This is a genomic window from Mesorhizobium sp. M0045, from assembly GCF_040323385.1.
Taxonomy (GTDB): Bacteria; Pseudomonadota; Alphaproteobacteria; order Rhizobiales; family Rhizobiaceae; genus Mesorhizobium.
On record NZ_JAMYUY010000002.1, the window covers coordinates 40,155 to 54,412 of the forward strand.

Consider the following 14,258-nt stretch of genomic DNA (forward strand, 5'->3'; position numbering starts at 1 on the left):
GTGAGCGGTGAGCCTCACCATGGAAGCGGACGGCCTGTCCGAATTGACGGGAAGCACATTTTTGGACGCCTCACGATCGACAGATGACCGTCTTCTGAACCGGATTTCGACGCGTGCCGCGCAAGTCGGCGTGATCGGACTGGGCTATGTCGGGTTGCCGCTGGCGGTTGCGATCGCACGCGCCGGCTTCCCGGTTTCCGGCTTCGACATCGAAGCCCAAAAGGTCGAGAGCCTGAACAACGGCCAATCCTACATCGAGGCGGTGACGTCGACAGCCCTTGCCGGCCAGGTGGCGAGCGGACGGTTCCGCGCCACTGCGGATTTTGCCGAACTGGCCGTTTGCGATGTCATCATCATCTGCGTTCCGACACCACTGACGAAACACCGCGAGCCGGATCTCTCCTTTGTCAGGAACACGGCAGGTACCATCGCGAAGCATCTGCGTCTCGGCCAGCTGATCGTGCTGGAATCGACCACCTATCCCGGCACCACCGACGACGTGATCAAGCCCATCCTGGAAAAAACCGGCTTGCGGTCGAGGAGAGATTTCTTCCTCGGCTTCTCGCCCGAACGCGAGGATCCCGGCAACCGCAGCTTTGAAGTCGCGACGATCCCCAAGGTCGTGGCAGGTGACGGCACTGAAGCGGCGATGCTCGTGCAGGCTTTCTACCATGGCGTGGTCAAGACCGTCGTTCCGGTTTCCACCACGGCGACCGCCGAGGCGGTCAAGCTGACGGAAAACATCTTCCGCTCGGTCAACATAGCCCTCGTCAACGAGTTGAAGGTCGTGCTCGGTGCGATGGGAATCGACATCTGGGAGGTGATCGAGGCGGCAAAGACCAAGCCGTTCGGCTATATGCCTTTCTATCCTGGCCCTGGACTTGGCGGGCACTGCGTTCCGATCGATCCTTTCTACCTGACGTGGAAGGCGCGCGAATACGAACTGCCGACCCGCTTCATCGAGCTGGCGGCAGAGATCAACACGGCCATGCCGCGTCATGTGGTCGATGAACTGGCGAAGGCGCTGGACCGGCGCTGCGGCAAGGCGCTCAGCCGCTCGCGCATTCTCATCATCGGGCTCGCCTATAAGAAGAATGTGCCCGACATCCGCGAAAGCCCCTCATTGCGGCTCATTGAACTCATCGAGGAATGGGGCGGCAAGGCGGAATTCCACGATCCGCATGTTACCGAAATCCCGACCACACGGGAGCATATGGCGATCAAGGGGCGTCGCTCGGTCGAATTGACCGAGGTGGCCCTGAAGGATTTCGACGCTGTCGTCGTTGCAACCGACCACGACGCGATCGACTATCAGGCGATCGCGGATCACGCTCTACTGATCGTTGACACACGCAATATTTTTGGCCGCCTCGGGCTAGCCCGGGAGACGGTGGTGAAGGCCTGACGGCGTCCGAGCCGGCGAATTTGTGGCGGATCAAGGAGATTTCGAGATAGCATGAGCACAGCGCAAGCAGAAATTTCTGCCATTCTCATGGATAAGGTTGCCGATTGGCTGACGCAATCGGCGTTGGCGGGCGACGACCTGGAAACATTGGTAAGGGGCTTTTGTGAACGGCTGGCTGCTGCCGGCCTGCCGTTGAAGCGGGTGCATTTGAGCTTTTCGATGCTTCATCCGCTTTATGACGCGCTCGGCTTCACCTGGCTCCGCGGCCAGGGCCTGGAAGTGGAAGGCTTCCGCAAGGAGAACGGCGTTCATTCCGACAGATTCCTGACCAGCCCATACTACCATCTGCTCAGCCACAAGCTCGACCATCTGCGGCGCCGGCTCGACCCGTCGGTGCCGTCGGAATTTCCTGTTTTCGATGACCTCAAGCTGATGGGCGTCACCGATTACATGGCTTTCGTCCATCCCTTCAGCGGCAACACCAGTCAGGGCATGATCGGGTCTTGGTCCACCGACAGTGCCGCAGGCTTCAGCGACAGCATGATTGCGGCGCTGCTGCGCATCCAGAACCATCTAGCTATCGCAACCAAGATGGCCGTGCTCACCAAGCTTGCCGACAACATGATGACCACTTATCTCGGCGGCGACGCCGGCAGGCGCGTGCTCGACGGCCAGATCAAGCGCGGCGAGGGTGATACAATCCGGGCGGCACTGGTCATGGGCGACATGCGCGGGTCGTCAAGACTTGCCGAAACCTCCGGCCGCGAAGTCTATATCGATACGCTGAACCAGTTTTTCGATGCCGCTGCTGCACCTTTCAATCGCAAGGGCGGGCAGATCATGAGTTTCATAGGGGATGGCTTCATTGCCGTTTACCCTTGCGCAAGGCACCGTTCACAGTCTGAGATCGCCTGCCAGGCCGCTCTTGCAGCAGCGCACAAGGCCACCGCGCGCATGATGGATCTCAATCTGCGCAGAAAGCAGCAGGGATTGAGCGACATAAACTATGGTATCGGCCTGCATGTCGGCAATGTGATGTTCGGCAATGTCGGGCTTACCGACCGGCTCACATTCTCCGTCTTCGGCTCGGCTGTAAACGAGGTCCAGCGCCTCCAGACCCTGACCAAGAAATATCCGCACAGCGTTCTCGCCAGCAAAGACTTCGCCAGCTATTGCGGCGCCAACAACTGGCTGGCGCTCGGCATGGAGGAACTGGCGGGCATCAGGCAGAAGCTAACGGTGCTTTCACCCGATTTGACGGGTGCTCTCTCGCTCGACGAAGACGGTGCGGTGGAGCCGATTTACGACCGAATATCGGACGCCGAGCAGGTCATGCTGCTTCATCGCAATGCCGCGCGGCCGTCCGCGGGCGACCCGAGGAAGCTCCAGTAAACCGCCACGATCTGATCCGAACGCGTTTGGTATGCAGTCCGATCGCCGGTTCCGCCAGGGAACTGGCGACTGTTCGAATCCAAGTTGCTCTAGGCTGGCAATGCGCTAGTCTCGCCTTCTGGAGCGGCCAGAGTGGGGGCTGGTGTGAGAATGAATTTGGGCGTTGATCTGCTGCGGATCGAGGATGTTGGCATCTCTTTTGCCATTATAGGGGGACCGTTGCATGCCGTCAGGCGTGCGAATCTTCGCGTCTTGCCCGGCAAGGTTACCGCGCTTGTGGGCGAGTCCGGTTCCGGAAAATCGGTTCTCAGCCAGGCTGTGATGGGCATTTTGCCGAACACAGCCCATGTTCGCGGCCGTATCCTGTTTTCCGATCCTGAAAAGCCCGGCACGACGCAGGATATCCTGCAGATGCCGCGTGACGGACCCGAAATCCGGGCGTTGAGAGGCAGCCGCATCGGCAAAATATTTCAAGAGCCGATGACATCACTGTCGCCGCTGCATACGATCGGCAATCAGGTCAGCGAATCCCTGCAGATTCATACGCCCACGGCTCGGGTGGAGCGCAAGGCGCGGACCGAGGAAATGCTCGGACTTGTCGGCTTTCCCAACCCCAAGCGCGCCTATGACATGTATCCCTTTGAACTTTCGGGAGGATTGCGTCAACGCGCCATGATCGCCATGGCGCTTATCTGCCGGCCCGCCCTGTTGATCGCCGACGAGCCGACAACGGCGTTGGACGTCACCATCCAGGCGCAAATCCTGCAATTGCTGCGCGAGCTTCAGACGAAGCTGAACATGGCGATGCTGCTGATCACGCACGACCTTGGCGTCGTCGCCAATGTCGCCGACGAGGTGGTGGTCATGTACCATGGCGAGATCATGGAAGCGGGACCTGTGGAGGCGATATTCCGCCGGCCGGGCCACCCTTACCTGAAGGGCCTGATGGCCGCCGTTCCGCATTTCGACCTGAAGCCCGGCGAAAGGCTAAAGGCGCTCCGCGAGGTGCCGGTGAATGTCGGGAACCTGCTCGGCAAGCAGACGGCGCCGGCATCGAAGGGGCCGGACGACCTCCTGCTGTCGGTCAGGGATATGACAAAGACCTTCACGATCCGCAAGTCCGGATGGTTCGGCGGAGGTCATCAAACCTCTGTTCGCGCCGTGGACGGCGTGAGCTTTGATATCAGGCGGGGCGAGTGCCTGGGTCTTGTCGGCGAAAGCGGCTCCGGCAAAACGACCGTCAGCAAGGTCCTCATGCGGGCTGTCACCCCTAGCGGCGGCTCTGTGATCTTCAACGGCCGCGATGGTCCGATCGACGTCTTGAAAGCCGAGGGAGACGCTCTGCGCATGCTGCGCGCGAAAATCCAGATGGTCTTCCAGGATCCGGTTTCGTCGCTTTCACCTCGCATGACGGTGGAAAACATTTTGAGCGAGCCGCTGGAAATCCATCAACGTGGCAATGCCGCGTCCCGACTCGCCACGGTCAAGAACCTGATGCAGGCAATCGGACTCGACCCGCGCTTCATAAAGCGTTATCCGCACAGTTTCTCCGGCGGACAGCGTCAGCGTATCGGCATCGCGCGCGCGTTGGCGCTGGGGCCTGAACTCCTGATCTGCGACGAGCCAGTTTCGGCGCTCGATGTCTCTGTCCAGGCGCAGATCCTGAATCTTCTGAAGGACCTGCAGAAGGAACTGGGCCTGACCTACCTGTTCATATCCCACAACCTGGCGGTGGTGGACTACATGGCAGACCGCATCGCGGTGATGTGCGGCGGGCGTATCGTCGAGCTAGCGCCGCGCGAAATTCTGCTTAGGAAACCGGTCCACCCCTACACGCGCTCACTGGTCGCCGCAGTCCCTTTCCCCGATCTCGACAGGCCGATGGATTTCAAGACTCTGAAGCTCAGCGGCGCTTCCGACACCAGCGCATGGGGACCGCAATTCCGCGACGAGGGCGACGAAGACATGCTGTCGCCGCTCGATCTTGGCGGCGGCCACCTCGTGCTGGCGCGACGTTCGGCCGATGTCAGCGAGCTACGCCATTGATCAGCCGGCGCACCGTCCTTGGACTCATGGCTTCGGCATTTCTGCCGGGCACGTTGCGCGCCGGCGATCTGGAGCCGGAATTTCTTCAGCCGCAGCTGAAGGCCAGGGCGCTGCCGGCACTCGCCGAACGCCTGCCAAAGCGCCCGCGCGCGTTGAATCTCGCTGCGATGGGCCGGCAGCCCGGCCAATATGGCGGCACGCTGCGCACGATCATAGGCAGCCAGAAAGATATCCGGATGATGACGATCTACGGGTACGCTCGCCTGGTCGGCTATGACGAAAAGCTTAACCTGCAAGCCGACATTCTCGAAAGTTTCGATGTAGCGGATGATCGTGTCTTCACTTTCAAGATACGAGAAGGACATAAATGGTCTGACGGTAGCCTGCTGACGTCGGAGGATTTTCGCTATTGCTGGGAAGATGTCTGGCTGAACGATGAGCTTTCGCAAGGCGGGCTCGCCCCGGCCCTGCTGGCGAACGGTAAGCCGCCACGCTTCGAGATCGTCGATCCGTTGACGGTCCGCTACAGTTGGGATGCGCCCAATCCCGACTTCCTGCCCAAGCTCGCCGCTGCTTCGCCCCTATCGCTTGTTCTGCCGGCCGCCTATCTCAAGCAGTTCCACAAGAAATACCAGGATCCATTCCGGCTCGCCGGCCTAATGAAGGAGAACCGGGCCAAGAAATGGACGCTCTTGCATATCCGCATGTCGCGGCAATATCGCCCGGAGAACCCGGAACTGCCGACGCTCGATCCCTGGCAGAACCGGACCAAGCCGCCGGCTGAGCAGTTCGTCTTCGAGCGGAACCCGTTCTTTCATCGAATAGACGAGAATGGCCGGCAACTGCCCTATGTCGACCGGATAGTCATGAACGTCAGCTCGTCGGCGATCATTTCCGCCAAGACCGGTGCGGGCGAGAGCGACCTGCAAGGCATGGGAATTGACTTCACCGATTACGCCTTCCTGAAGGATGCGGAGAAGCGCTACCCGGTGAAGATGCATCTCTGGAAACGCACACAAGGTTCGCGGCTGGCGCTGCTGCCCAATCTGAATTGTGCCGACCAGGTGTGGCGCGGCCTTTTTCGTGACGTGCGCGTGCGCCGCGCACTTTCGCTCGCTGTGGACAGGCGCGAGATCAATTTGGCCGTGTTCTACGGATTGGCGCAGGAAAGTGCCGATACGGTCCTGCCGGAGAGCCCGCTCTACCGGCCGGAATTCGCGAAAGCCTGGGTCGCCCATGATCCTGACCAAGCCAATGCCCTGCTCGACGAGGTCGGGCTTCAGGCGCGTGACGATGACGGCCTGCGGATACTTCCCGACGGACGCTCGGCGCAGCTCGTAGTGGAAACGGCCGGCGAAAGCACGCTGGAAACCGACGCGCTCGAGCTCATCACCGATCACTGGCGCAAGATCGGCATCGCTCTGTTCATCCGGACTTCGCAGCGCGACATCTTCCGCAGCCGCGCGCTTGGTGGCCAGATCATGATGTCGATGTGGTCGGGCATCGACAACGGCGTGCCGACCGCCGACATGAACCCCTACCAACTGGCCCCCACCGTCGACGACCAGCTGCAATGGCCGCTCTGGGGTGCTCACTACTTGTCCCGTGGCAAGGTCGGCGAAGCGCCCGATCTTCCGCCCGTGGTCGAGTTGATGGATTTACTCAAGCGCTGGAACGCATCGACCGAAGCCACGGAGCGCGCCGAGATCTGGAATTCAATGCTGTCGATCTATACCGATCAGGTGTTTTCGATCGGCACGGTGAACGGAACGCATCAGCCGGTTCTGGCATCCTCGCGGCTGCGCAATCTGCCCGACAAGGCGCTTTACGGCTACGACCCGACCGCCTATTTCGGTGTCTATATGCCGGATACATTCTGGCTTGGAGAGTCCTGAGCGTGCTTCGATATTTGGTCTGGCGCATCGCCGTGATGGTTCCAACGCTGCTGGTCATATCGGCACTGGTGTTCACGATCATCGAACTTCCCCCAGGCGACTATTTCGACAGCTATGTTGCCGAGCTTCGGGCTCAGGGCGAAGCGGTGGATTCCGATCGCATCGAGATGATGCGCAAGGAATATGGTTTCGACAAGCCACCGGTCATTCGCTACTTCTACTGGGTCGGCGGGATGCTGCACGGCGATTTCGGCTATTCCTTTGAATATGAGCTGCCGGTTCGCGACGTCGTCGGGGACCGAATGTGGCTGACGGTGCTGGTTTCCTTCGTCACGATCATCTTTACCTGGCTCATCGCCTTTCCGATCGGCATGTACTCCGCCACGCATCAATACAGCTGGGGCGACTACGGCCTGACTTTCTTCGGCCTTCTCGGCCTTGCCATTCCGAACTTCATGCTGGCGCTGATCCTGATGTATTTCGCCAACATCTGGTTCGGCACGTCTATCGGCCATCTCATGGACCAGCAGTATCTCGGCGAGCCGATGAGCTGGGCCAAGGCGAAGTCGATCCTCGCCCATCTCTGGATTCCGGTCTTGATCATCGGCACCGGGGGCACGGCAAGCATGATCCGGCGGCTGCGAGCCAATCTGCTCGATGAGCTACATAAGCAATATGTCGTGACCGCGCGCGCCAAAGGCCTTCATCCCTTCAGGGCGCTGGTCAAATATCCGCTGCGCATGGCGCTCAATTTCTTCATTTCGGATATCGGCTCTATCCTGCCGGCCATCATCTCCGGCGCCGAAATCACGGCGATCGTGCTGTCTTTGGAGACGACCGGGCCGATGCTGATCAAGGCGCTGCAAAGCCAGGACATGTATCTGGCAGGGTCGTTTCTGATGTTCCTCGCCTTCCTGACGGTCATCGGCGTCCTGATTTCCGACCTGGCGCTGGCGCTACTTGATCCGCGAATTCGTTTGCAAGGCGGCAGCACCAAATGAACACGCAATCGCCGCTGCCCGCTCCGGGCGCCCCACTGCAACACTACGTTTCCATAGAGCCCTTTGACCTGCAGTCGGTCGAGGCGATGACGCCGGAGCAGGAGAAGGTCTTTCAGGCGTCGCAGCTGCGGCTGATGTGGTGGAAATTCCGCCGGCACCGGCTTGCCCTTGTATCCGGCATATTCCTGGCAACGCTTTATTTCGGGATACTGATCTGCGAGTTCCTGGCGCCCTACGATCTGCACACGCGCAACATGGACTACATCTATTCGCCGCCGCAACGGGTGCACCTGTTCCACAACGGCCAGTTCGTCGGGCCGTTCGTCTATGGCCGCCAGATGACGCTGGATATGGACACGCTCAAGCGGAACTACATCGAGCAACAGGATGACGTTCAGCGGATCCGTTTCTTCTGCAAGGGCGACAAGTACCGGTTCTGGGGCCTGATCGAAGGTGACAGGCATTTTGTCTGCCCCGCCGAAAACGGCCAGCTCTTTCTGGCCGGCACTGACAGGCTGGGGCGCGATGTGCTCTCGCGCATCATCTATGGCGCACGCATTTCACTGACAATAGGCCTCGTCGGCATCAGTTTCAGCTTCCTGCTCGGCATTGTCATCGGCGGACTGGCCGGCTATCACGGCGGTATCTTCGATCTGATCGTTCAACGGATAATCGAAGTTCTGCAATCGATCCCCAGCATTCCGCTATGGCTGGCTCTGGCGGCGATCATGCCGATAACCTGGAGTCCGATCCTGATCTATTTCGGCATTACCGTCATCCTCGGGCTGCTCGACTGGACCGGACTGGCGCGGGCCGTGCGTTCGAAGCTTCTAGCCTTGCGCGAGGAGGATTACGTTCTGGCCGCGCAATTGATGGGCGCCAGAAGCAGCCGTATTATACGGCGGCATCTCATTCCCGGCTTCATGTCGCATCTGATCGCGACGGCAACGATCTCCATACCCGGCATGATCCTGGGCGAGACGGCGCTGAGCTTCCTCGGGCTCGGCCTGAGGGCGCCGATAACCAGCTGGGGCATCCTGCTCACCGAGGCGCGCAGCGTCAGCGTGATCGCGTTCTATCCATGGCTGCTTTTGCCGATGCTCCCCGTCGTTCTCGTCATCTTGGCGTTCAACTTCCTCGGCGACGGGTTGCGGGACGCCGCGGACCCCTACAAGTGACATCGCCATTCCGCCGCGCGCCGCGCCGCCGACTCCACCCGGTATGATCCTTGTCGGCAGCCTGTTCGCTTGTTGCAGTGTTCATCGTTCGCCTCTACACGCGGCAAGACTCGATCGGGGTTTAACACGTCGCCTCTGGTTTGAGCCGCGAAACGCTCTGGTCGGGGCAGTTGATTTCGTGGACTTGTTCAGGAGATACAATCGCGCATGAGTCGCCTCGACAGTTTCATCCGGAGGATGACCGCACAGCGCGACATACTCGATCATGTCTGCGCCGAGGTGGCGAAGATAGAGGGCCCCGTGCTCGAGCTCGGCCTCGGTAATGGCCGGACGTTCCACCATTTGCGCGAGCGCCTGCCCGGACGACGGATCGTAGCGTTCGACCGCGCACTTGCCGCACACGCCAGCTCAATTCCCGAAGCTGAAAACCTCGTGCTCGGCGAAATACGCGAGACGGCGAGCAGGTTCATTGGCATCGACGCCGCCCTTGTTCATGCCGACATCGGCACCGGCTATGAAGATCGCGATGCAGTGATCTCTACCTGGCTTCCCGATCTGACCGCGCGCCTACTTCGCGTCGGCGGCATCGCGGTCAGCGGCACGCCGCTCGATCACCCGCAGTTGCAACGCCTCCCGCCGCCACCTTCGGTTCCCGCCGATCGTTATTTTATCTATAGGCGTGTGTGAGGGGCCGGGACGAGCCAAATCTTCAGGGCCAAGCCTTCAGGGGCCGAACCTTCAGGGGCCAAACCTTCAGGGGCCGAACCTTCAGGGGCCGAACCTTCAGGGGATCGTGTATACTGCTATCTCCCGGTCAATGCCGCGCAGCGAGACCTCGTGGGGCACGGGCGTCAGCGCATTCCTGTGCAAGAGATCAGCGGTGAGACTGTCGTCGACCACCGCTCGAGTGGCGAAGATCGCCTGTGCGTTGGCAAGGTTCTGGACCCGCGAAGCAATGTTGACCGTCTGGCCGAAATAGTCCTGTCGCTCATTCATAGACACGGCGATGCAGGGGCCGGCATGGACTCCGATCTTGAGCAGCAGATCCTCGCGCCCGCTCTTGTCGTTGAGCGTACGCATGGCATCGCGCATCCTGAGGGCTGCAGCGATCGCACGATCGGGCGTCGCGAAGGTCGCCATCACCGCATCACCGATCGTCTTCACCACCGCGCCTGCCTCCGCCGTGACGATCTCGTGCAGAACCTGGAAATGCTCGCGTACGAGATCGAAGGCTGAAAGGTCGCCCACCCGCTCGTAAAGCTCGGTCGATCCGCGCAGGTCGGTGAACAGGAACGTCAGGCTGGTGATCTTCAGGCGCTGGTTGATGTCGAGTGTATCCGTGCGATAGAGATCGCGGAACGTCTGGTTGGTGAGCAGGCGCTTGGCGGTCAGGAAGGGCCGGCGTTTTCCCAGGAAATCATGCAATGCCTGGCTGGCGATGAAGACCGTCGGCAGCACGCGGGTGTCGGTCCGGTTTTCCAGCGAAATGCGCAACGGGCCGGGTTGCATCTCCAGCGTCTGGTTCTGGACATGGTCGCGGTCGAAAACCAAAGAGAGGCTCCGGCGCTCCTTTGTTGGTTCGCCCTTCCCGTCGATGAACTGCGCCGAGTGGGTGACCGGCTCGAAGACGATGATGAATTCGGACGGAAGCTGTATGGGCAGAACCGCCTTTTCACCGGGCGCAAGCTCGATATCCTCCAGCGAGAACGTTTCCATCTTTTCCGCGAAATGCTCTTCCGGCAGATCGACGCCGGACGCCCAGTAGATCTGGCGGAAATATTCCGCCACCGGCAGTTCGTGTGGATTGTGGGCGGCAATCCTGCGCACGCGGGGACTGACGGTGAATGTCACCTCGACCATCTCGTCGAGGGTCGGCGAATAGCCCTCGGAGCACAGCGCGCAGGTGTATTCGTCCCTTTGCAGGGTTTTCAGCGTGGCGTTGGTGTCGAGGACGCCGCCACAGCCGGGGCACAGAACATTCCAGGAAATGTCGAAGATGCCCACCCGCGCGGCATGGAGAAAGGCGCTTATTGCGCGCTCCTCGTCGAGGCCATGCTTGCTGGCGAAGGCTGGCGCATTGATGCGGCAAAGTTCGCGGTCCTCGCCCTCCGCGATGGTTCGCTTGATCGCGTCGATCGCCTGTGGATCGACATCGGCCGATTGTCGCAGAAGAGAGAACAGATCCTGAGCTTCGTTCATTGTGCAGGCTCCGGAAAATGCACCCCGTGGCGTTTTGACCGGACCGGTCTTTGGTCCGAATGCTCCATCTTACTTCGAAACGAACCGTACGGCCATTCGAATGGATAAGCCTGGTGACCGTTCACTTAGGCCGATTTTAACCGGCCGCAAGCAGCATTATGATGGTCCATGGAGCCTTCATCTTTGGGATTTTCTCCCATGCCGACATCGGACAATCCGCCATTTCCCGCGGCCCTGCGCCTTTTCTCTGCGGTCGTCATCATCGTCCTGATCGTAGGCGCCGGCCTGTTTTTCGTGCCTGTTCTGGTCAAACCGGGCTGGCCTTGGGCCGTCACGCCGTTCAATGCGCGCTTCCTCGGCGGCTTCTACACCGCCGAAATGGTCGTGATGGCGGCGCTGCTGGTCTGGAATCGCTGGTCGCCCGGCAGGCTCGTGCTCGTCATGGCCTTCATCTTCACCGTCATCGTGTCGGTGGCTTCGTTCATCAATCTCGACTATTTCAACTTCGAGCGCAAAGCGCCCTGGCTGTGGTTTTTGGTCTATCTTGCTTCGGTCGCGGTATCCGGGCTGTTCCTGTGGCGGGCCAGGGCCCGTCCTTCTGCGAAAGGCGTGACCTTAAATCCCGCATGGCGTGGCTACATGCCGGCGGAATCCGCGATCCTTGGGCTCTATGGCGTCGGCCTGTTGCTGTTTCCCCTGACATTCAGTGGCATCTGGCCATGGCCGATCGATGCCTTCCACGCTCAGGTCTACAGCGCAATCTTCCTCGCCGGTGCGGGCGGTATATATCTCGTCTGGAGAAGCGCGCCGCGCGAGGAACTGCTGGTGCTCGGGTTGGCACAGTTTCTGGTTGGCCTGCTTGCCATCCTCGGCGTCGTCATCACCGACGCTGCGGTGCACCGGATCGACTGGACGGCGATCGGGACATTGTGCTGGCTCACGCTTTTCGGCTGGATCGGCACCAGCGGCGTCTTCAAACTCTACGCCGCCTCCCGGTATTTTAGCTCGCAATCGGCATCATAGGTTGAGAGACGGCTGGATTTTCAGGTGGCGTCCGGTGCATCGTACCGGCCGATTGCCTTCGCCGGGAACGCCATGACCAGCACGACCTCGCCACCCTCCGAGAAAATCCAGCCGCTGCTCCGGTCCGTCCGGCCAAGCGATGCGGAGGCGCTTTGCGCTATTTTCAACATGCCGGGCTTCCGCCGGGGCACGCTCAGGATGCCTTTCGAGATGGTGGAGCAGGTGGCGCGGCGCATCGCCAAGTCCGGCCCGGAAACCACCTGGATCGTTGCCGAGCTGGACGGCAAGGTCGTCGGCCACGGCAGCCTGGTCGTGCAGGGTTCACCCCGCCGTTCGCACATCGGCGAGATCAATATCGGCCTTGACGATGCCTTTGTTGGCAAAGGTATCGGCTCTGCCATACTTGGCGCGCTGCTTGACGTGGCCGACAACTGGCGCGCCCTGAAGCGAGTCGAATTGACCGTCTATGCCGACAACGAACCGGCCCTCCGTCTCTACAAGAGCCACGGCTTTGAGATCGAAGGCCGGCATGTGAAGGCCGGCTTTACTGACGGGCAGTACCATGACCTCCTAAGCATGGCCCGGCTGCGGTTCTAAGATCCGCCGTTTGCCTTAGCTGTTTAGCCAATCTGACAATTCGTGCCGAGTCAGCGAACAGGGCTGCATCCACCAAGTCTGCTCTCGCTTGGCGTTTACACCGCAAGCGGCTAGACGGGACCAATGACCGCCGTCTTTGATCCAACCCCTACCCCTCCGCCGGAAATTCTGGCTGTGCTATCGCTGCTCTGCCCGGAGGTCGTGCGCGACATCGAGCAGAACTGGAATGCACCGGTTTCCGATTACGCCCGCCATCTGTGGCGGCCGGTGGCAAGGCCTGCATCGGGCCCGGCGATCGCTGCCCGCTCGATCCTGCGCGAAGTCCTGCATCAGCGACTCGATAGGATCATGCGGCCTGAGGAGATCGGCAAGGCCCTCGACGAGTTCGAGCACAGACCGGTGATTCAGTCCGGCCTGCACTGCCTGCTTCTGATGGACCGGATCACCTTCGATGCCCTCCTGCTTGCCTGGCTCGGCGCGGTCGAAAACGGGCTGTCGGCCTTCGTCGGCTTCATGGGAGCGACGATGACCATGGAGACAGTTGGCCGGGAGGGGCCGGGATGGCTCGATGTCGGCGACGACAAGGTCAACCTGTTCGGCATGGGGCGCCACAAACTGTGCCGCAAAAGCGCCTGCGTGGCCGGTCCCGTCTCCCTCAACAAGCGCGCGCTCGAAACGGTGGGCGATGAAACGGATGCCAGCCGCTGGCTGGGCACACTGCTTGCCAGCCAGGACGAGGTGTTTGAAACCGCCGCCGATGCGCTGACTGCCCTGAACAAGGATCTGGTCGCCAATTGGGATCGTGCCGGCATGGCCCTGCCGGTTTTCATCGATGATCGAGCCGCCGCGGCTGCCATGGCGCGGCATCTGGAATATGACGGCAGCCTTCTTTCCAGACTGCTCATTGAACCCGCAAGACGCCAGCGTCTCGAACGTGCCTGGCAAGAGGCCGCATCGAGCCCATTTGGCAGATTCCTGCCCAATGCCACGGACTATTTCTGGGGCATCCGCGAGGAGCGCGTGCGCAAACTCGTTCTCGAGAACGGGCACCTGATCGAGCCCGACAGGCCGCAAGGTCTTTCCATCCCGTTCGAGCGGCCGTATCTCAGGCAGGCGCTGCTGGACGGCGTGCTGCTGCCGAACTTGTTCCTGACGTTCCTCGTCCTTGCCATATTGCCGCGCGCGCGGGTCGTGGGGGGCCTAAGACAGATTGGCTATGTAGCGCTTTTCCACTCGATCCTTCTGGCCGCGCTAGACGAAAACGCGCCGGAAGAGCGCGATCTGGCTGCGGAGCTGCAGGTTCGGGAAAATGCCTGGGGCATGCGGGTCATCGATGAAAAGATCTCAGTCCGCGAGCAGCTTGCCGGCCTGCCGGAAGGAGCGCTCTTCCCGGACCTGCTCCGGCAATACCGATTGCGGACATTTGCCGAGACGACCGACGACCTAAAACTGGTTCGCGAAAACGCCAGATGGCGCAAGATCGGCCAGGCAGAGATCAAGCCGACCTGAGCCTAATTCGCAA

General features: G+C 60.7%; 12 protein-coding genes. 10 read left to right on the plus strand and 2 right to left on the minus strand.

The window, feature by feature from the left end:
• Positions 1-61 precede the first annotated feature (61 nt).
• The 7 genes from NKJ72_RS02950 to NKJ72_RS02980 all read left to right on the plus strand — a co-directional run bounded on the left by NKJ72_RS02950 (position 62) and on the right by NKJ72_RS02980 (position 9,604).
• Positions 62-1,405 carry a nucleotide sugar dehydrogenase gene (locus NKJ72_RS02950; RefSeq protein WP_352475781.1) on the plus strand — a complete coding sequence of 448 codons (1,344 nt, stop codon included), beginning with the start codon at positions 62-64 and terminating at the stop codon, positions 1,403-1,405.
• 51 nt (positions 1,406-1,456) lie between these two features.
• Positions 1,457-2,797 carry an adenylate/guanylate cyclase domain-containing protein gene (locus NKJ72_RS02955; RefSeq protein ID WP_352475782.1) on the plus strand — a complete coding sequence of 447 codons (1,341 nt, stop codon included), beginning with the start codon at positions 1,457-1,459 and terminating at the stop codon, positions 2,795-2,797.
• 150 nt (positions 2,798-2,947) lie between these two features.
• Positions 2,948-4,843 carry an ABC transporter ATP-binding protein gene (locus tag NKJ72_RS02960; RefSeq protein WP_352475783.1) on the plus strand — a complete coding sequence of 632 codons (1,896 nt, stop codon included), beginning with the start codon at positions 2,948-2,950 and terminating at the stop codon, positions 4,841-4,843.
• Positions 4,840-6,738, plus strand: a complete 1,899-nt coding sequence (locus NKJ72_RS02965) for an ABC transporter substrate-binding protein (protein ID WP_352475784.1) — start codon at positions 4,840-4,842, stop codon at positions 6,736-6,738. The genes NKJ72_RS02960 and NKJ72_RS02965 overlap by 4 nt, the downstream gene beginning before the upstream one ends.
• A gap of 2 nt (positions 6,739-6,740) precedes the next feature.
• Entirely contained in the window at positions 6,741-7,739 is a 999-nt protein-coding gene (locus NKJ72_RS02970) for an ABC transporter permease (RefSeq protein ID WP_254818875.1), read from the plus strand.
• On the plus strand, positions 7,736-8,917 hold the full coding sequence (locus tag NKJ72_RS02975; RefSeq protein WP_254818876.1) for an ABC transporter permease: 1,182 nt from the start codon (positions 7,736-7,738) through the stop codon (positions 8,915-8,917). Before NKJ72_RS02970 ends, NKJ72_RS02975 begins: the two co-directional genes overlap by 4 nt.
• Positions 8,918-9,124: 207 nt before the next feature.
• Positions 9,125-9,604: a class I SAM-dependent methyltransferase gene (locus NKJ72_RS02980; RefSeq protein ID WP_352475785.1), complete on the plus strand. Its 480-nt coding sequence runs from the start codon at positions 9,125-9,127 to the stop codon at positions 9,602-9,604.
• Between the two features lie 96 nt (positions 9,605-9,700).
• On the opposite strand, the gene NKJ72_RS02985 is transcribed toward NKJ72_RS02980, so the two are convergent.
• Positions 9,701-11,116 (minus strand): adenylate/guanylate cyclase domain-containing protein, encoded by a 1,416-nt coding sequence (locus tag NKJ72_RS02985; protein ID WP_352475786.1) that lies wholly within the window; start codon positions 11,114-11,116, stop codon positions 9,701-9,703.
• Positions 11,117-11,314: 198 nt separating this feature from the next.
• On the opposite strand from NKJ72_RS02985, the gene NKJ72_RS02990 reads away from it, so the two are divergent.
• Positions 11,315-12,139 (plus strand): hypothetical protein, encoded by an 825-nt coding sequence (locus tag NKJ72_RS02990; protein ID WP_352475787.1) that lies wholly within the window; start codon positions 11,315-11,317, stop codon positions 12,137-12,139.
• 20 nt (positions 12,140-12,159) lie between these two features.
• On the opposite strand, the gene NKJ72_RS02995 is transcribed toward NKJ72_RS02990, so the two are convergent.
• The gene (locus NKJ72_RS02995) at positions 12,160-12,309 is read right to left on the minus strand and encodes a hypothetical protein (protein ID WP_352475788.1); all 150 of its coding nucleotides are present in this window, start codon (positions 12,307-12,309) and stop codon (positions 12,160-12,162) included.
• Between NKJ72_RS02995 and NKJ72_RS03000 the strand changes: the two genes are divergently transcribed.
• Both NKJ72_RS03000 and NKJ72_RS03005 read left to right on the plus strand, forming a co-directional pair.
• Entirely contained in the window at positions 12,308-12,736 is a 429-nt protein-coding gene (locus NKJ72_RS03000) for a GNAT family N-acetyltransferase (RefSeq protein WP_352475789.1), read from the plus strand. The genes NKJ72_RS02995 and NKJ72_RS03000 overlap by 2 nt on opposite strands.
• A gap of 123 nt (positions 12,737-12,859) precedes the next feature.
• Positions 12,860-14,245 carry a hypothetical protein gene (locus tag NKJ72_RS03005; protein ID WP_352475790.1) on the plus strand — a complete coding sequence of 462 codons (1,386 nt, stop codon included), beginning with the start codon at positions 12,860-12,862 and terminating at the stop codon, positions 14,243-14,245.
• The last annotated feature ends 13 nt before the right edge of the window (positions 14,246-14,258 follow it).

Coding starts and splice junctions, on each gene's coding strand:
- NKJ72_RS02955 (WP_352475782.1), top strand. CDS start 1,457: ATGAGCACAGCGCAAGCAGAAATTTCTGCCATTCTCATGGATAAGGTT.
- NKJ72_RS02960 (WP_352475783.1), top strand. CDS start 2,948: ATGAATTTGGGCGTTGATCTGCTGCGGATCGAGGATGTTGGCATCTCT.
- NKJ72_RS02975 (WP_254818876.1), top strand. CDS start 7,736: ATGAACACGCAATCGCCGCTGCCCGCTCCGGGCGCCCCACTGCAACAC.
- NKJ72_RS02980 (WP_352475785.1), top strand. CDS start 9,125: ATGAGTCGCCTCGACAGTTTCATCCGGAGGATGACCGCACAGCGCGAC.
- NKJ72_RS02985 (WP_352475786.1), bottom strand. CDS start 11,116: ATGAACGAAGCTCAGGATCTGTTCTCTCTTCTGCGACAATCGGCCGAT.
- NKJ72_RS02990 (WP_352475787.1), top strand. CDS start 11,315: ATGCCGACATCGGACAATCCGCCATTTCCCGCGGCCCTGCGCCTTTTC.
- NKJ72_RS03000 (WP_352475789.1), top strand. CDS start 12,308: ATGCCGGGCTTCCGCCGGGGCACGCTCAGGATGCCTTTCGAGATGGTG.
- NKJ72_RS02995 (WP_352475788.1), bottom strand. CDS start 12,309: ATGTTGAAAATAGCGCAAAGCGCCTCCGCATCGCTTGGCCGGACGGAC.
- NKJ72_RS03005 (WP_352475790.1), top strand. CDS start 12,860: ATGACCGCCGTCTTTGATCCAACCCCTACCCCTCCGCCGGAAATTCTG.